We start from the raw sequence: 17695 nt of genomic DNA, 5'->3' as shown, positions 1-17695 counted from the left end.
TCTTGTATCGTATTGCGATTTGCGATGATGAAGAGCGGCAGCGGGAGCAGGTCCGGCAATTGCTGCTGGCCCTATCGGTCAAGAGCGGAATTGATTTTGAAGTCACGGCATTTGAGGCTGGCGAGCAATTGATCGAGTATTATGAGCGTGGTGGTGAACCGTTCCATATTTTTATTCTGGATATTGAAATGAATGGACGGAATGGAATAGAGACGGCCCGGAGACTGCGGGAGATGAAGCGGCAGAGTGAGCAGATCATCTTCCTGACCAGCTACCCGGAGTACATGCTGGAGAGCTTCGATGTCATCACGTTTCAGTATCTGATCAAGCCGGTGGAGCCTGAGGTATTTGAAGAGAAAATGTTGAAGGTATGCCGTTTCTTCCAGGAAAGTGAATCGGATATTCTGATTATCAAATCTGCGCATGAAGAAATTGTGCTTAGACAAGATGACATTATTGCCATTGAGGTCGTGAAGAGCTTAACGGTCAAGAATAAACTCAAATTCACGACCACACATGCCGTATACGAAGGCAAGGGACTCATTTCTGGCTATGCCTCGGCGCTCAAGGCGGAACGTTTCCTGCAAATCCACCGCTCCATTTTGATTAATTTATTGCATGTGCATAAGTTTTCAGGGGGACAGGTGGTGATGTCGAACGGCATGCAGTTACCGATCGGCAGGTCCAAGATGAAGGAAGTCAAGGATGCCTGTACAAAATTTATGGTCTTGAAGGCGGAGTGAAGATGGACGGTATGCTGCTTTTTCTTAATTTGAGTGTGGTGCTGGTTATGGCCGTGCAGGTGAACTTCTACTTTAACTCCGTGTTTGGCAAGGAAAAGAGTAAACCGACGAAGAAATGGTTTGTTCTTCTCTTTCTTCTGCTGAATTTTTGGTATATGAGCGCCTACTTTACACCACTTTTGTCCTCCTTGATCGCCCTATTCGTCATCTTCTGTCTGGCGATGGGGTATGAAGTGGAGATGCGCATGAGGGTGATCTTCTCGGTGCTGTACGCTGTTCTGATCTCCCTCATTAACTTACTCTGTATGTATTTGCTCAATCCTTCGACCTCTGTGGCTCTGGACAATTGGGAGATCGTGCCGGAACGGGAAGAGATGTTATATGTCAAGATGAGTTTTTTGCTAAGCTGTATGATCATGTTTGCCGTCGTCCAGATTATCCGGTTCGTTGCCAAACGCCGCAACTTCCCCCTTCATTCGCGCTATTACCTGATGTTTCTAAGCGTGCCGATCATCAGCATCTATCAAGTGAACGTGCTGTCTGTCTACAGCGAGAAGAACATTCATTATATCATCTCCATTATCGGTTCCATCGTGCTGAATGTGCTGGTGGTTTATATACTGGACACCGTCATTGCCAGATTCCAATTGTTGCATGAGAATGCAGGGCTCCAGCAGCAGATGGACTACCAGGACGCCAACTACGAGAAGACGGTGCATAGCTTCAAGAAGATCAAAAGCATCATTCATGATACCAACAAGCAGTTGCTCTATGTCGCGGAATGCATTGAACAGGGACAGGTGGATGAGGCGAACCGGCATATCCGGGTCATCTTGAATAAGGTGGAGCATGCCTATCACCGAGTGAACACCGGGAATCTGGTCGTCGATGCGTTGGTGACGAATGCGCTGAATATTGGTCAGGAGAACGGTATTCGCGTGGACACGGAGCTTCGCTTGCATGATCGGGAGCTTGGCCTTGAACGTTATGATCTCTGCGTCGTACTGGGGAATCTGCTTGATAATGCCGTAGAGGCTTCCAAGAAGGTACGGGTCGCGCAGGATCGGCATATCCGGATTCAGATTCGATCCAATAAATCTGCACTTTTGATTTGCGTCCGCAATTATGTAGACCGTGAGGTGGGCGATCTGAGTACCCAGAAGGCAAGCTCCGGTTATCACGGCTTTGGCTTGGTCAATATTGAGCGAATTTGTGAGAAATACGGCGGGCATATGACGATTGAATCTGCTAATCACACGTTTGACAACATGGTGATGATCCCTTTTTCAACCCAAGACTCCTCAGCTTAAAAGTGCTGTTCAGGGGTCTTTTTTTTCGTTTCGGGGTCTTTCCGTACTTCTCTTAGGAATCCATCCGTATAATCAGATTCAGTTAAGGAATTTGGTTGTAGAAGAGAGGAGATCACCGTATGAATACATTAAAAAGGCTAGGGGCAGCTGCGATTGCAGCCCTGATGCTCGTTCTGCCGGTAGCTGGAGTTGGTGCAGCAGATCCTAAGGATGCCGGACTGGCTGATCGCAAAGCGCGGGAAGCCGCCGAAGTGCTCGTTCGGGATTATGGCGTGAATAGCGTGCAATATGCGATTCGGGATCAAGGAAAGGTTGTGTTGTCGGGGGGACTTGGAGTCACCGCCGATGGGAAGCGGGAGGCCGTCTCCAAGGACACCATGTTCGGAATTGGTTCCGTAAGTAAGGTATACTCCACCGCAGCCGTACTCATGTTGGCTGAGGCAGGGAAAGTGGATATTGACCGTCCGCTCACGGACTACATTCCTGATTTTCAAATGGCGGATGAACGCTACAAGCAAATCACAACCCGGATGCTCATGAATCATTCGGCCGGATTGTACGGGAGCCATTATAAGAACAGTATGCTGATGGCGGATAATGACTCGCAAACCTATGATACATTGTTGGAAAATCTGCGGAACGAGCGGCTGAAATCCGATCCGGGAGAGTATTCCGTCTATGCGAATGATGGATTTCAATTGCTGCAGCTTCTGGTGGAACGGGTAAGCGGGTTAGGTTATAGCGAATATCTGGACCGCTATATCAGCGCCCCCCTTGGGTTAACCTTCACCAAGACACCGCTGGATACATTTAATCGGGCTTCGCTGAGCTCAGCGCGCTTCCCGGGAATTACCGGAGATCTGCCGGATGAGAATGCCAATATACTGGGGACGGGTGGTCTCTATTCTACTGCTGAAGAAGTGACCTTGTTCTCGGAGGTATTGACAGGCAAGCGTCCCGAGCTAATGTCTGCTGCTTCTGCGCTGGCCATGCAAGCCAAGGAGTATCGCAAGGGCGTCTGGGTTGAAGACGAGACCAATACGTATGGCTACGGCCTGGGATGGGATTCCGTGGATCTTAGTCCATTTGACCAATACGGCATTAAGGCCGTGACCAAGGGGGGAGACACGATTATCTATCATTCGGCATTGGTTTCCTTGCCGGAAGAAGGCATGTCTATCGCGTTGCTGACCTCGGGAGGTTCTTCGATCTTCAACACGTTGGCGGCATCCAATATTATGCTGGCGTACTTGCAGGAGACGGGGCGAATTGCTGAAGTGCTGCCTCCGCCAACCTTCGAAGCGCCTGTGAAAGTAGATATGCCAAGCGAACTGCTTGAGTTCTCTGGTCTATACGGAACGGTAGGTTCAACCCTTAAGGTGAGCATAAAAGACGGTGAAATTGCTATGCCTGGATTATTAAGCGGCATGATTCCCGAACAGAACTATGTATATACAGGTGATGGAGAATTCACCAGTGAAGATGGCCACACCTTGATCAGCTTTGATGAACAAACTAACGGACATACGTATATTCGTACCCGGGCCAACCTGGAATTTCCGGGGCTTGGCCAGACGCTTATGGCTTACTATGAATATCAAAAGCTGGGCGAGAACGTCCTGAGCCCAGAGGTATCCAAGGTGTGGCAGCAAAGAGACGGAAAAACGTATTATGCATTGGACGAGAAAATCAATTCCCTCTTTTATCTCGCTCCTCCATCCATCCTGTGGAAGCCAATCGTGCTGGATGAGGGAGGCAGCTATGCCAATGGAACACAGATCAAGGATGCCAATCATGCTGTTAATATCGCTGAAATCCCGGTGATGAACGGCCGCGATGCTTTTGATCTTAGCTTCCGGCAGCAAGACGGAGTAGAGTACCTGCTGGCAGATGCCCGCACTTACGTAAGTGAAGCGGCAGTGGGCGCCATTTATGGCGGGACGGCCTCCCGAGTCACGATTCCTGAATCGGGTTATGTGCGCTGGTTTAAGGTGGGTAGTGAGGCTGCTGGGAAAATGATGAGTGTACAGCTTCCGGCTGGCGGGGGATTCGCCGTCTATACGGCAGATGGAGCACTTGTGGAGTTCTCGGTAGCCAGCGGCAATCGGGCCGCGCTTCTGCCGGAGAATGGCGTTATCGTGTTCGGTGGTCAGGCGGGAGATATGTTCGAGATCAAGTTGGCCAATAAATAGGGAAACATGTCTTAGGCTGGCTGGCGGAACCATAGAAAGCAGCAAGTCCTGCGGGAGAGCATCCTCCTCTCGCAGGATTCATTTTTTATATCCCTATCAGATTGAGTAGCTTAATTAAACCAACGCACATCTCAGTTATAAATGAGTGTTACCTTGATATAAATAGCAGTTAAATTATACTTAGAGTGCTGTTACGAGATAATCTGGAAGGTGATTGATGTGGATACCCAGGCTTTTTTAGATAAAATGGTTACTCTTTTCAAAGATGAACTTAGGGAGAACTTGTTAGGGATTTATTTGCATGGATCACTAGCCATGGGGTGTTTTAATCCCATTAAAAGTGATATCGATTTTTTAATTGTGGTTAAAGAAAAGCTGATGCCAGCAAATAACTCCAGGATTGCACAAATAGCGTTGTCTTTGCATGACGAAATGTCTAAAGGGTCTAATGAGCGCGGAATAGAATTTACCATCATTTTGGAAAATTACTTAACGTCTTTTGTTTATCCGACACCTTTTGAGTTTCATTACTCTGATTATCACAGGGAGAAATATCGTGCAGATGAGAATTATCTTTGCGGGGGATTTGAAGATGAAGACCTGGCTTCTCAGATTGTTGTTGCATATGAGAGAGGGATAGCTCTATATGGAAAACCATTAAGCGAGCTTTATGAGCCGATCGACAGTAAATACTACCTTGCCTCCATTTTACAGGATGTGGAGGGATGTGCTGAGGAGATTGCTGACAATCCTCCTGCATATCTAACTCCTATGTACCTCACCTTAAATCTTTGCAGAGTTTTGTATTTCATAAAAGAAGGGAAGGTATCATCCAAGCAAGAGGGAGGAGATTGGGGATTAAACGCTTTGCCCCAGGCATTTCACCCGCTGATTAGACAATGCCTGCATGAATATACCGGGACAGGCTGCGGAGAGACAGAACATAGTATTGTTGATCTACAGTCTCTGTTAGCATTTGCTGACTACATGATACGGGAAATAAATCAAAATTTATCATTACGCTAATGGAAGCCTTGCTTTTTTGTCACTTGAGGTGTAAAGTGATAGTAACGAAGGGAAGTGAGCTCGATTGAAAAAGAATACGCTTAGTTCACTGAATTGGTTGCGCATTGCCCGCTTTACCCATCAAAGCAATTTGTTGTCCAATGAATTCCTGAAGCCATTTCATATCACTGCCGCTCAATTTGATGTATTGAATCAGATCGCCAGTTATCAGCCCATCATGCAGAGTCAATTAGCGATGAAGGCAACGGTGACGGAGGGCGGAATGTCCCGTATGCTCCAGCGGCTTGAGCAAGAGGGATATATCCAGCGTAAGCAAGAATGGAAGACGAAATGGATTTATCTCACGGGTAAAGGAGAAGATAAGATGAAGGAAGTCTTTGAGCACCAGCTTGCCTTTCAAACGTCGTTATTCAATGAATGCTTGACTGAGGAAGAGCAGAAATCACTATATAAGCTGATGTCCAAGCTGCAGAAGCATACGGAAAGTAAAATGGACACTTAGCATTGCATTGCCGGAGGCAAGCTAAGCTGTGCATTTTTTTCAACCCTATCACTTGACTAGTAAACCGAAAACTGAAACCGAGGAGGAGTAATCCATGTTTAAAATTCCAGGACATCATCACATTTCTATGATTACCAAAAACGCCAATCAAAATAGCCGCTTCTACCGGGATGTGCTTGGCCTGCGGCGTGTGAAAGTAACCGTAAACCAGGATGAGCCCTCGATGTATCACTTATTTTATGGAGATAAAACGGGAAGCCCGGGTACTGAGCTATCCTTCTTTGAAATTCCGCCGGTAGGGAATACTTATCGTGGCACCAATGCGATCACAAAGATCGGGCTGCTCGTACCCTCCGAAGCCAGTCTGTTGTATTGGAAAGCGCGCTTTGAAGAGTTGGGTGTGGAGCACGGAGAGATCACGACTTATGCCAATCACCCCGCTATACTCTTTGAAGATTCAGAAGGGCTGCGGATGGCGCTTCTCGTCTCCCATGGTGCGAAGGTTGCGCACTGGCAGACCTGGGAGAAGTCAGAGGTCCCTGCCGAGCATCAGATTCAAGGGATGGGTCCGGTGGAAATCACGGTTCGAAGACTGGATAAGCTGGCGAGCACACTTACGGACATGTTTGGTTATACAGAGGTCAGCCGGACGGATGATGAAGCCATCTTTCAATCCATTAAAGGTGAGGCCTTTGGAGAAATCGTCGTGAAATATCTGGACGGCCCTTCGGAAAAGCCCGGTCGTGGCAGCATTCATCATCTGGCCATTCGCGTGAAGAACGACGAGGAACTGATCTACTGGGAAGAGCAAGTGCGGGCACGCGGCTTCCGTTCATCTGGCATTGTGGACCGCTTCTATTTTAAGAGCCTGTATTTCCGGGAATCGAACGGCATTCTATTTGAAATTGCAACCGATGAACCCGGCTTTACCGTGGATGGGGATGTAGACACACTTGGTGAAAAGCTGGATTTGCCGCCTTTTTTGGAAGAGCGCAGAGCAGAAATTGAAAATAACCTGATCCCGCTTGAGGATTAATAGGAGGAGAATATAATGAACCATCTTAAAGGAGTACACCACGTAACGGCTATTACCAGCAGCGCAGAAAAAAATTATGAATTTTTCACCTATGTATTAGGCATGCGGCTAATCAAGAAGACCGTGAATCAGGATGATATTCAGACGTACCATTTATTCTTTGCCGATGATAAAGGCAGTGCGGGAACGGACATGACATTCTTTGATTTCCCTGGCATTCCAAAGGGCACGCATGGAACCAACGAGATTTCGAAGACCTCCTTCCGCGTACCAAGCGATGCAGCGCTAACATACTGGGTGCAGCGCTTCGATCGGCTCAAGGTCAATCACAACGGGATAAAGGAGCAGTTTGGCAAAAAAGTGCTCGCGTTCACCGATTTCGATGACCAGCATTATCAGTTGATTTCTGATGAGCACAATACCGGCGTGGAATCCGGAACACCATGGCAGAAAGGCCCTGTTCCTTTGGAATATGCGATTACCGGCTTGGGACCGGTCTTTGTCCGGATTGCAAGCTTTGATGACTTTAAAGAAGTCCTGGAGAAGGTCTTGTTGTTCCGAGAAGCCGCTAAGGAAGGGTCCTATCATTTATTCGAGGTCGGGGACGGCGGCAATGGGGCTTCGGTGATCGTAGAGCACAACACGTTCCTGCCTCCGGCGCGTCAAGGCTATGGCACGGTGCACCATGCGGCATTCCGGGTGGAGGATCGCTCCGTATTGAATGAATGGATTGAGCGAATGAGCAGCTTTGGCTTCCCGACCTCCGGGTATGTCAACCGCCACTTCTTTGAGTCTTTATATGCCAGAGTCGCACCGCAAATTCTGTTTGAATTCGCCACGGACGGGCCCGGATTTATGGGGGATGAGCCCTATGAAACCTTAGGCGAAAAATTATCGCTGCCACCCTTCCTGGAGCCCAAGCGCGCGCAAATCGAGAAATTGGTTCGTCCAATTGATACGGTAAGAAGCACCAAGGAGTTCATGAAGGAGTGATCCACTGAAAACATTTGAATTTATCGGTTAGATTTAGTATGAATGACCGGCAGCATGAGGTAGACCATTTTATGGTATCTTAGTTATAAGAATCTGCGAATAGGAAGCAGAAAAAATACAAGCTTGAGGTTCAGGGGAAGGTTGCAATGGCCAATATAAGTGATATTGCAAAGCTTGCGGGGGTATCCGTGTCTACCGTATCAAGGGTTCTAAATCACAATCCTTACGTATCCGAAGCGAAGCGGATAGCCGTGCAGCGCGTGATCGACGAACTGGACTATACGCCAAACCGCTTGGCAGTCGATCTAATCCGCCAGGAAACGAGAACGATCGGCGTTATCATGCCATACAACAACAATCAGGCCTTTGATCAACTGCTTCACGGGGTACTTAATCGGTCGGTTGAGCAGGGTTACTCCGTGATGGTTCTGCCTACAAGGTACGATCCGGCTCAAGAGCTCAGCTGCTTGGCCATGCTCAAAAATAAACAGCTGGACGGAATTATTATCACCTCGCGTTCGAACGACTGGGATGCGATTATCCCCTACACGAAATATGGCGAAATCGTCGTATGTGAATATACCGATCACCCTGATCTCGGCTGCGCTTATATGGATCGATATGCCTCCTTCGTGGACGCTTTTCAACTGCTAAGGAGCAGAGGACACGAACGAGTCGCATTTACGACGGCCAGAGGAACAGAGAGCAATAGTACGCAGCTGATCATCAGGGCTTATCACCATGTATTTGGGGCTCTGCCGCCGGCGTATCATGTTACGGATTGTTACAGCATGGATGACGGGGAGAGAGCAGCCCGGCTATTGCTCGATTCTGATCTTAAGCCGACTGCTGTATATGCAAATGGCGATGAGGTTGCGGCAGGGATCTATCGATATGCATCGAGTCTTGGCTTGCGGGTGCCGGAAGATTTGGCGATCATTGGCCAAGAGAATCAGCCTGTCGGGATCGGATTGCACCTGTCTACGGTTGATCATCAACTGATACAGGTCGGTGAACAAGCCTTTGATCTATTGATCGGGAAATCCAAGGATAAGGTGGAGATTCCATATCGCATTATTACGCGGCAATCGATCTAGCTATTGACTTGAAATGCATTTCATACTTTAGCATGGAGATATTCTCTAATCACCAATCATGCTAAAGGAGGAACATTCATGTACACTGCCTGCATCTTTGACATTGACGGCACGCTGATCCATACGGAGCAAGCTGTGTTACGATCTCTGCAGAAGCTTCTGAAGCAAAATTATGATCTGGAAATGAGCCAGCAAGATCTTACCTTTGTTCTCGGGATTCCAGGGGCCGTCTCCCTGCGCCGGCTTGGGATTGAGTACATTGATCTTGCCAATAAAAGATGGAATGATCTGATGGAAGAGTATCGACATACGGTTCATGTCTACGAAGGTGTCCGGCAGCTGCTCACTGATCTTAGAGAGCAATCGGCTCTTACCGGAGTAGTAACGTCGAAGACCTACCAGGAATTTTTGGACGATTTCGTCCCCTTTGGTCTCGTACACGATTTGACCTATGCTATCTGTGCGGATGATACGAATCTGCATAAGCCGCATCCTGAGCCATTGCTTAAGTTTCTCGAGATGTCGGGTGCGAGGGCGGAAGCGTCCATCTATATCGGAGATACGATTTACGATTATGAATGTGCGAGAGATGCCGGTGTAGATTTTGGGTTGGCATTGTGGGGATGCAGGCAGCCCGACGCTATTCCTGCGAAGTATAAATTTGAGCATCCGAGCGACATTCTTCCCCTGATAGAACGCCATTAATGAGTGAGCTTTTGTTCAGATACTTATATGAAACAGTCCCGATGATCCTTTGATGAGATCACCGGGACTGTGTTTATTTCCCTAATTCTCTTTCAACAGCCGTCAAGGCTTCCGCGATGACCTGATGCATGTCGTAATACTTGTAGCCTCCCAATCTGCCGCCGAAAATAACGTCCGATTCCTGATCAGCCAACGCCTTGTACTGCTTGTATATCTCATTGTTCTTCTCGTCGTTAATCGGATAATAGGGCTCCAGACCAGGCTTCCATTCGGTCGGATACTCCTCTGTGATCACCGTGCCGGCCTGGGTGCCGAATTCAAAATGCTTATGCTCAATAACCCGGGTGTAAGGTGTCTCCCGATCGGTATAATTCACCACGGCATTGCCCTGATAGTTGTCGGTCTGGCTTAACACCTTGGTCTCAAATTGCAGGCTTCGGTATTCAAGTACGCCGTATCTATAATCGTAATACTGATCGATCATCCCCGTGAAGACAATCTTCTTCGCCGACTTCACAAGCTCCTCGCGCTGCTCGAAGAAATCAACCTGCAGACGGACTTCAGTCCCTTCAAGCATTTTGTCTACGATGACGTTATAGCCGCCCTTTGGTATGCCCTGATACTGATCATTAAAATAGTTGTTATCATAGGTGAAGCGAACCGGCAGCCGCTTGATGATGAAGGCTGGCAGATCCCTGGCAGAGCGTCCCCACTGCTTCTCGGTATATCCTTTAATCAGCTTCTCATAAATATCCGTACCGACCAGCGAGATCGCCTGTTCCTCCAGATTTTGAGGGTCCGTAATGCCGGCGGCCTGTCTTTGCTCCTCAATCCGTTGCTTTGCCTCCTCCGGACGAACCACTCCCCAGAGCTGGTGGAAGGTGTTCATATTGAAGGGGAGATTGTAGAGCTCCCCCCGGTAATTGGCCAAGGGGGCATTGGTGTAGCGGTTGAATTCAGCGAACTGATGGACATAGTCCCAGATCAGTTTGCTATTGGTATGGAAAATATGGGCGCCATATTTATGAACATGGATTCCTTCGATGTGCTCGGTGTGGACATTGCCTCCGGTATGCTCTCTCTTGTCGATCACCAGGCAGCGTTTGCCCCGCTGGCGTGCTTCATAAGCGAATACAGCGCCAAACAGGCCCGCACCGACAATCAAATAATCGTACATGGTGTAATCTCCTTCTCTTCACTTCCGCTCATAAAGGCGAACGCTTCTGCTTCCTGCTTATTTTTTTAGCGCTTCCAGCATATCGTTGATATGGTGATACATAAGCTGTCTTGCCTGTTCACTGTGCCGTTCTTCTATTGCAATAGCAATCAGGACATGGTAGTTGGAAGCCTTTGTTCTCATATGAGGCAGGGTGTTTGTATACTTGCGGCCTTCAGAGAGCAGCGGGAATATGGACTCCATCATCCGGAATAAGACAGGCTGTTGGGCAGACTCTGCAATTAGGCGGTGAAAGGCAAGGTCGGTATCCAGAAAAGGACCTCCCTCCTCCATTTGCAGCACCATATTATCAGCAAGCTCTCTTAATTGTTTAACCTCGGGGAGTGTTGCCCTTTCCGCACTTAATGCCGCTAGAGCAGGTTCAATAAGGATCCTTGCTTCGAGCAGCTTAACTAGCGAAATATCTCCAAGCTCCTTCAGGTTTGCAGTCGGATCCTCCAGTAACAAGGGATCGTTCCTCACGTACATTCCCCGGCCATGCTCAATACTGATGTTTCCCTGACTTTCCAGGGTTCGCAAGGCCTCTCTGACTGTAGAGACACCTACCCCCAGCTCTTTCGAAAGCTGTTGAAGGGTCGGAATGCGGGAGCCGGGGGGCCATTCCCCGCCAATGATCTTCTCTTTGATCTGATCTATTGTAGCTGTAAAGGCTGTCTTCTTCATCTCATCCATTTCCCCTGTTTGGTCTACTCTGTCATGTTCATTTTAGCATAACCTATTCTGTTTCTCCTCATAGAAATAAAGATTGACACACAAAACCAAAGATAATATCATTACCTCAAAAAGATCATATCTATTATAGCTGAAACTCGTAAAATATGTTCAATTTCTCATTTTTATTAAGTATTGATCATATCTATATACGATTATACATGAAAAATAAGCAAAGATATGATCTATAACTAGAAGGAGGGATAAAGGTGGAGGTAGTAACCTTTGGCGAATCCATGGTGCTGTTCAGCTCGGATAAGAACCTGCCGCTGGAGTATGTTCACCAATTTAACAAGCAAATGGCCGGGGCCGAATCCAACGTTGCGATCGGGTTGGCCAAATTGGGACATCGCGTGGGATGGTTCAGCAAGCTGGGGGATGATCCTTTCGGCCGTTATGTGCTTCACCAAATTAGGGGATATGGCATCGATATATCAAGATGCCGGCATACCGGCGATGCTCCTACGGGCGTTTACTTTAAGGAGCAACGCACCAAGGGGAAGACACAGGTCTATTATTACCGGCGTCATTCTGCGGCAAGTATGATGCACCCGGATGAGCTGGATGAAGCGTATCTGGCGGGGTTTAAAATTTTGCATATTACAGGAATTACTCCTGCGCTGAGCCCGGATTGCCTGGCACTCACGCGCAAGGCCGTTGCATCAGCCAGGAAGCTTGGCTTGAAAATCGTTTTTGATCCCAATGTACGCTGGAAGCTCTGGGACAGTGAGGAAGCGGCCAAAGAAGTATTGCTGGAGCTGGCTGGCTCGGCAGACTACATCCTGCCCGGATTGGACGAGGGTGAGCTGTTGACAGGCTGCACGCAGCCTGAGGATATTGCCTCAGCTTTGTTAAAGCCAGGGGCAGCGGGCGTTGTCGTGAAGCTTGGCAGCAAAGGGGCGTACTTCAAGTCGGAGCAGGATAGCGGTTATATGGCCCCTTTTCCGGCAGAGGAGGTGGACCCCGTAGGAGCAGGAGATGCGTTTGCTGCGGGCTTCATCAGCGGGCTTCTGCATGGAGAAACACTTGAACAGGCCGTTCGCAGAGCCAGTGCCATGGGAGCGATCGCAGTAAGTGTTAATGGTGATGTGGAAGGACTCCCCAATGAAGCGGAGCTGCTGGATATGATGAAGGGTGATCAAGACTATCAAAATGTAAAACGATAGGAGTGTGGGGGAAGTGACGAAGCAAGAGCAATTGGACAAATTGATGAATTCAGGCATCGTAGCTGTTGTGCGAAGACCGCCAAGCGATAAGGTGCAGCTTATTACCGATGCGCTGGTAGCCGGCGGAGTGGAAGCCTTGGAGATTACGGTGGATTCCGAGGGAGTCTTCGAGCTTATTCCTTTGCTGAAAGAGAAATACGGCGGGCAGGTGCTGGTCGGTGCCGGTACCGTAATGAATGCGAGTGTAGCAGAGAAGGCGCTTCAAGCAGGAGCGGATTTTATCTTCTCGCCGATCCTGGATGAAGCGACGATTAAAATAACGAATCGGTATGGACGTATCTCCATTCCAGGCGTGATGACCCCTACCGAAATTGCCAAGGGCTATGAATGGGGGGCGGACGTACTGAAGATTTTCCCGGGAGCAACACTAGGTGCCAGCTATATCAAGGAGGTCTCGGCACCGCTGGCGGGAATTCCGATGATGCCGACGGGCGGCGTGACACTGGACAATGTAGCCGAATTTATTCACGCAGGGGCAGTGGCTGTAGGCCTGGGCAGCTCTCTGCTGAACAAGGCGGCGATTGCAGAAGAAAGATACGATGATATAACGGAATTGGCTCGCAGATTTAAAGCAGCAATTACAAGGGCTAGAGGATAAGGAGAGAATCATATGAAAATTACGAATTACAAGACATTTATCGTTCCGCCGCGCTGGTTGTTTCTCAAAATTGAGACGGATGAGGGAATTGTAGGCTGGGGTGAGCCGGTTATTGAAGGCAAGGCCCATACGGTTCAAGCGGCCGTAGACGAATTGATGGACTTCCTCATCGGCAAGGACCCGCTTCGCATTGAGGATCATTGGCAGGTCATGTACCGCGGAGGCTTTTATCGCGGAGGCCCGATTTTGATGAGTGCGATTGCAGGAATCGATCAGGCGCTATGGGATATCAAGGGCAAATACTTCAACGCACCGGTGTATCAGTTGCTTGGAGGGGCCTGCAGAGATTCGATGCGCGTCTATTCCTGGATCGGGGGAGACCGACCTACAGAAGTAGGGCTGGCTGCACTGGAGAAGAAGAACGCCGGCTTCACAGCCATCAAGATGAATGCTAGCGAAGAGATGCAATATATTGACACCCATGACAAGGTGGACAAGGTTGTTGAGAGAGTAGCTGCAATCCGAAGCGCGGTGGGACCGGATTTCGGAATCGGCGTTGATTTTCATGGCCGCATCCATAAGCCGATGGCAAAGATACTGGCCAAGGAGCTTGATCCGTTCCGTCTGATGTTCATTGAAGAGCCCGTGCTCCCTGAGAATAATGAAGCCCTTCGGGAAATCGCGAAGCATACCAGCACACCGATCGCTACAGGAGAAAGAATGTTCTCGCGCTGGAACTTTAAATCGCTTCTGCAGGACGGTTATGTAGATATCATTCAGCCTGATTTGTCTCATGCGGGCGGAATCACAGAATGTAAGAAGATTTTTGCCATGGCCGAAGCCTTCGATGTAGGGGTTGCCCCTCACTGTCCGCTCGGACCGATTGCGCTGGCGGCTTGCCTTCAGGTGGATGCCACGGCGCACAATGCTGTCATTCAGGAGCAAAGTCTCGGCATTCATTACAATCAGGGCAATGATCTGCTGGATTATATCGTCGATCCGAATGTATTTGCATACAATGATGGCTATGTCCAAATTCCCCAAGGACCTGGGCTTGGCATCACCGTGAATGAAGAGTATGTGATCCAAATGGCGCTTGAAGCTCCGCATCGTTGGAGAAATCCGATCTGGCGTCATCGTGACGGTTCTGTGGCCGAGTGGTAATTTCCACTTATCATCGATTTCAAACAAAATAACCCTTAATTCAAACAAGAATCAGGTTGAAAGCCTTTTCACATCCAGTAGAATGAATGTGTAACAGACTAAGCTGAATGATGAGTGAGGAGCATGATGATGATCGATCTGCCTAAGTACTGGGAAGACTTGAACGTGCTGCATAAGAACAGAGAGGCTGCGAGAGCTTACTACATTCCTTTTGCGGACGAAAAATCGGCACTGCAGCAGCAAAGAGGGCGCTCTCCTTTTTATAGAACCCTGAACGGGAATTGGAAGTTTAAATATCACGAGTCGGTTCAACAGGTTGAGGACGGGTTTTATGATGCAGATGCGGATGTGAGCGGGTGGGATGATCTGCTGGTTCCATCCTGCTGGCAGGTTAATGGGTATGATCAACTGCATTATACGAATGTGAATTACCCTTTTCCTTGTGATCCGCCATATGTACCCAATGCGAACCCGGCGGGGCTGTATGTCCGAGAGTTTAACTTGTCCAAGGATTGGGAAGGAAAACAAAAGTACATCGTCTTCGAAGGCGTGAACTCCTGCTTCTATCTGTGGATCAACGGCACATGGGTTGGTTATAGTCAGGGCAGCCGTGTCCCGGCCGAATTCGATATTTCGCCTTATGTTCAGGCCGGCAGGAACAAAATCGCTGTGATGGTGCTGAAGTGGTGTGATGGCTCCTATATCGAGGACCAGGATATTTGGAGATTCTCGGGGATTTTCCGGGATGTCTATTTACTCGCCAGAAGTCCGCAGCATGTTCGGGACGTATTTAATCGTACGGAATTAAACACCGGACTGGATCATGCAACGGTGACCTGTGAGCTGGAGTCGATCGGGCACATTGAAGCTCAAGTCAAGCTGACGGATGCCGGAGGACAAGTCATAGCAAGCGGAGCATGCCAGGTAGACGGTACGGGCAGCCTCGTGCTTGAGGTCGAACGGCCCCAGCTGTGGTCCGCTGAAGCGCCTAATCTGTATCACTTGACTATTTCGGCGGGGGAAGAGGTCTTCTGCTTCTCGGTCGGATTCAGAAAAATAGAGATTACGGACGGCGTATTTTATATCAACCAGGTTCCGGTGAAGCTCAAAGGGGTTAACCGGCATGATTCTCATCCGGTATTAGGGCAGACGGTTCCGATCAATCATATGATTGCCGATTTAAAGCTGATGAAGCAGCATAACATCAACACGATCAGAGCTTCCCATTATCCCAATGATCCGAGATTTTTGCAGCTGTGCAACGAATACGGCTTCTATGTCATCGATGAGGCGGACCTGGAGTGTCACGGCGTGTTCCATGCTGTCGGAGATTTTAACATGCTGACCCGTCTTCCCGAGTGGAAGCCCGCTTTTGTGGAGCGTGCGATCCGTATGGTTGAACGGGACAAGAACCATCCGTCCGTCATTATCTGGTCCATGGGCAATGAATCCGGCTATGACGAGAACCATATGGCCATGGCCAGGTGGACGAAATCGCGCGACGCTTCCCGACCAGTGCACTATGAAGGCTCGGATCCGCGGCATTTCGGAAGCCCGGATGTCGAGGTGCTGGACATGGAGAGCCGGATGTACTCCTCTCCAGCCTACATTGAAGAGTATGCCAAGAACGAGAACAGCACGAAGCCGATGTTCATGTGTGAATACAGTCATGCGATGGGCAATGGTCCCGGCGATCTGAAAGAATATTGGGACGTCATTTATAAATATCCGAAGCTGATGGGCGGCTGCGTATGGGAATGGTCTGACCACGGTATTTTGACGGCCACGGAAGACGGTATTCCATACTACGCTTATGGCGGTGATTTTGGAGATGAGCCTAATGACGGAAACTTCTGTATCGATGGATTGGTGTCCCCGGATCGAATTCCGCATACCGGTCTGCTGGAGCTGAAAAAAATTATCGCGCCTGTTTCCTTTGAAGCGGTAGATTTGGCCAAAGGCATGATTAAGATCAACAACCTATATGATTTTATAGACCTATCACATCTAAGACTCTTTTGGAAGGTTGAAGAGGAAGGCGTGCCTGTGGAGCAGGGGTATCTTGAATTGGGCGATATTAAGGCCCACACCTCAGAGAACGTGGAAATACCGTACCACCTCCCGCAGGCTGCGGCGGCACCGTATATATTGACCTTGTCCTGCAGATTGAAGGAGGATCAGCGGTTTGTACCGGCTGGACATGAAGTGACCTTCGAGCAGTTTGAGCTCCCGGTGGCACGGCTTGCGAAGGAAGCTGCGGTCCTCAGAAACAACGACATCGAGATGATGAAGCAGAAGGATCAGCTTATCATTGAAGGCTTTGATTTCAGGCATGTCTTTGATACGTACAAAGGCACGTTTGTCTCCTTGACCAAGCATGGAGTAGAGATGCTGAACAAACCGCTCGGTTTTAATATTTGGCGTGCCCCGATCGATAATGACCGGAAGGTCAAACGGCAATGGTACGAAGAGGGGTATGACCGGGCAACTATGCATGTGTATAAGGTAGAAGTCACCGAGCAGGCCGCGACTAAGATAGCGATCAGCGTAGAGTTCTCTCTTGGCGCCTACATTAAGCCCCCATTATTGCATGGGACTGCTTACTGGCGCGTGGCCGGAGATGGCCGGGTGGACTTAAAGGTGGATGTGCGCGTACGTGAAGATCTGATCTTCCTGCCGCGCTTCGGGCTGCAGGTCACGATGCCGTCCGGGACCGAGGAAGTGGAGTATTTCGGTAATGGCCCTCATGAGAGCTATATCGACAAGAATCATAGCACCAGAAAAGGAAGGTATTTGGCTACGGTCGATAGCTTGTTCGTACCGTATGTCATGCCTCAGGAGAACGGCTCCCATGACGGGACGGAATGGGTGAGCGTAACCAATGAGCAAGGTATGGGCTTGAAATTTACGGGGCCGCAGCCGTTCTCGTTCAACGCCTCCCATTTCACGCCGGAGGATCTGACCGAGGCGCAGCATACGTACGAATTGAAGCCGCGGAAGGAAACCATTGTTCATGTCGATTATAAAATGAGCGGCGTAGGTTCCAATTCCTGCGGACCGGAGCTTCTGGATATTTACCGTCTGGACGAGAAGGAATTCTCCTTTGAAATCGCAATAACTCCAGTGTTCAAGGAAGATGAATAAACGAACGGACC

15 protein-coding genes are annotated in these 17695 nt (G+C 49.0%); 13 read left to right on the top strand and 2 right to left on the bottom strand.

Annotated elements, in window-relative coordinates:
* Window positions 1-2 precede the first annotated feature (2 nt).
* The 9 genes from KI362_RS15785 (at window position 3) to KI362_RS15745 (ending at window position 9604) form a co-directional block, all read left to right on the top strand.
* Complete coding sequence (locus KI362_RS15785; RefSeq protein ID WP_044482374.1) at window positions 3-743, top strand: LytR/AlgR family response regulator transcription factor; 741 nt, start codon at window positions 3-5, stop codon at window positions 741-743.
* A gap of 2 nt (window positions 744-745) precedes the next feature.
* Window positions 746-2053, top strand: a complete 1308-nt coding sequence (locus tag KI362_RS15780; RefSeq protein ID WP_301628479.1) for a sensor histidine kinase — start codon at window positions 746-748, stop codon at window positions 2051-2053.
* Window positions 2054-2172: 119 nt separating this feature from the next.
* A complete protein-coding gene (locus KI362_RS15775; RefSeq protein ID WP_301628477.1) occupies window positions 2173-4245 on the top strand; it encodes a serine hydrolase domain-containing protein in 2073 nt (690 codons plus the stop codon).
* Between the two features lie 210 nt (window positions 4246-4455).
* Window positions 4456-5271 carry an aminoglycoside adenylyltransferase domain-containing protein gene (locus KI362_RS15770; RefSeq protein ID WP_306432844.1) on the top strand — a complete coding sequence of 272 codons (816 nt, stop codon included), beginning with the start codon at window positions 4456-4458 and terminating at the stop codon, window positions 5269-5271.
* 64 nt (window positions 5272-5335) lie between these two features.
* Window positions 5336-5773 (top strand): MarR family winged helix-turn-helix transcriptional regulator, encoded by a 438-nt coding sequence (locus tag KI362_RS15765; RefSeq protein WP_301628475.1) that lies wholly within the window; start codon window positions 5336-5338, stop codon window positions 5771-5773.
* Between the two features lie 94 nt (window positions 5774-5867).
* Window positions 5868-6809 carry a ring-cleaving dioxygenase gene (locus KI362_RS15760; protein ID WP_301628473.1) on the top strand — a complete coding sequence of 314 codons (942 nt, stop codon included), beginning with the start codon at window positions 5868-5870 and terminating at the stop codon, window positions 6807-6809.
* A 15-nt stretch (window positions 6810-6824) separates the two neighbouring features.
* Entirely contained in the window at window positions 6825-7802 is a 978-nt protein-coding gene (locus KI362_RS15755) for a ring-cleaving dioxygenase (protein WP_301628471.1), read from the top strand.
* A 146-nt stretch (window positions 7803-7948) separates the two neighbouring features.
* Window positions 7949-8899, top strand: a complete 951-nt coding sequence (locus KI362_RS15750) for a LacI family DNA-binding transcriptional regulator (protein WP_301628469.1) — start codon at window positions 7949-7951, stop codon at window positions 8897-8899.
* A gap of 78 nt (window positions 8900-8977) precedes the next feature.
* A complete protein-coding gene (locus tag KI362_RS15745; protein WP_301628468.1) occupies window positions 8978-9604 on the top strand; it encodes an HAD family hydrolase in 627 nt (208 codons plus the stop codon).
* A gap of 73 nt (window positions 9605-9677) precedes the next feature.
* Here KI362_RS15745 and glf read toward each other — a convergent pair whose 3' ends face one another.
* Both glf and KI362_RS15735 read right to left on the bottom strand, forming a co-directional pair.
* Window positions 9678-10781 (bottom strand): UDP-galactopyranose mutase, encoded by a 1104-nt coding sequence (gene glf / locus KI362_RS15740; RefSeq protein WP_301628466.1) that lies wholly within the window; start codon window positions 10779-10781, stop codon window positions 9678-9680.
* A gap of 57 nt (window positions 10782-10838) precedes the next feature.
* Window positions 10839-11504: a FadR/GntR family transcriptional regulator gene (locus KI362_RS15735; protein ID WP_301628464.1), complete on the bottom strand. Its 666-nt coding sequence runs from the start codon at window positions 11502-11504 to the stop codon at window positions 10839-10841.
* A gap of 257 nt (window positions 11505-11761) precedes the next feature.
* Here KI362_RS15735 and KI362_RS15730 point away from each other — a divergent pair, with 257 nt between their 5' ends.
* The 4 genes from KI362_RS15730 to KI362_RS15715 all read left to right on the top strand — a co-directional run bounded on the left by KI362_RS15730 (window position 11762) and on the right by KI362_RS15715 (window position 17684).
* The gene (locus KI362_RS15730) at window positions 11762-12718 is read left to right on the top strand and encodes a sugar kinase (protein WP_301628462.1); all 957 of its coding nucleotides are present in this window, start codon (window positions 11762-11764) and stop codon (window positions 12716-12718) included.
* A 13-nt stretch (window positions 12719-12731) separates the two neighbouring features.
* Complete coding sequence (locus KI362_RS15725) at window positions 12732-13376, top strand: bifunctional 4-hydroxy-2-oxoglutarate aldolase/2-dehydro-3-deoxy-phosphogluconate aldolase (RefSeq protein WP_301628461.1); 645 nt, start codon at window positions 12732-12734, stop codon at window positions 13374-13376.
* A 12-nt stretch (window positions 13377-13388) separates the two neighbouring features.
* Window positions 13389-14540: a galactonate dehydratase gene (gene dgoD / locus KI362_RS15720; RefSeq protein ID WP_301628459.1), complete on the top strand. Its 1152-nt coding sequence runs from the start codon at window positions 13389-13391 to the stop codon at window positions 14538-14540.
* Between the two features lie 129 nt (window positions 14541-14669).
* Window positions 14670-17684, top strand: a complete 3015-nt coding sequence (locus KI362_RS15715) for a glycoside hydrolase family 2 TIM barrel-domain containing protein (protein WP_301628457.1) — start codon at window positions 14670-14672, stop codon at window positions 17682-17684.
* Window positions 17685-17695: the final 11 nt, after the last annotated feature.

Source organism: Paenibacillus apis (assembly GCF_018333295.1).
GTDB classification, from domain to species: Bacteria; Bacillota; Bacilli; order Paenibacillales; family Paenibacillaceae; genus Fontibacillus; species Fontibacillus antibioticophila.
Note: the sequence above shows the minus strand (reverse complement) of the source record. Positions and strands in the feature narration are given on the sequence as shown.

Excerpts from the sequence above, each read along its gene's own strand:
- KI362_RS15780 (WP_301628479.1), top strand. The coding sequence starts at position 746 with ATGGACGGTATGCTGCTTTTTCTTAATTTGAGTGTGGTGCTGGTTATG.
- KI362_RS15775 (WP_301628477.1), top strand. The coding sequence starts at position 2,173 with ATGAATACATTAAAAAGGCTAGGGGCAGCTGCGATTGCAGCCCTGATG.
- KI362_RS15760 (WP_301628473.1), top strand. The coding sequence starts at position 5,868 with ATGTTTAAAATTCCAGGACATCATCACATTTCTATGATTACCAAAAAC.
- KI362_RS15755 (WP_301628471.1), top strand. The coding sequence starts at position 6,825 with ATGAACCATCTTAAAGGAGTACACCACGTAACGGCTATTACCAGCAGC.
- KI362_RS15750 (WP_301628469.1), top strand. The coding sequence starts at position 7,949 with ATGGCCAATATAAGTGATATTGCAAAGCTTGCGGGGGTATCCGTGTCT.
- KI362_RS15745 (WP_301628468.1), top strand. The coding sequence starts at position 8,978 with ATGTACACTGCCTGCATCTTTGACATTGACGGCACGCTGATCCATACG.
- glf (WP_301628466.1), bottom strand. The coding sequence starts at position 10,781 with ATGTACGATTATTTGATTGTCGGTGCGGGCCTGTTTGGCGCTGTATTC.
- KI362_RS15735 (WP_301628464.1), bottom strand. The coding sequence starts at position 11,504 with ATGAAGAAGACAGCCTTTACAGCTACAATAGATCAGATCAAAGAGAAG.
- dgoD (WP_301628459.1), top strand. The coding sequence starts at position 13,389 with ATGAAAATTACGAATTACAAGACATTTATCGTTCCGCCGCGCTGGTTG.
- KI362_RS15715 (WP_301628457.1), top strand. The coding sequence starts at position 14,670 with ATGATCGATCTGCCTAAGTACTGGGAAGACTTGAACGTGCTGCATAAG.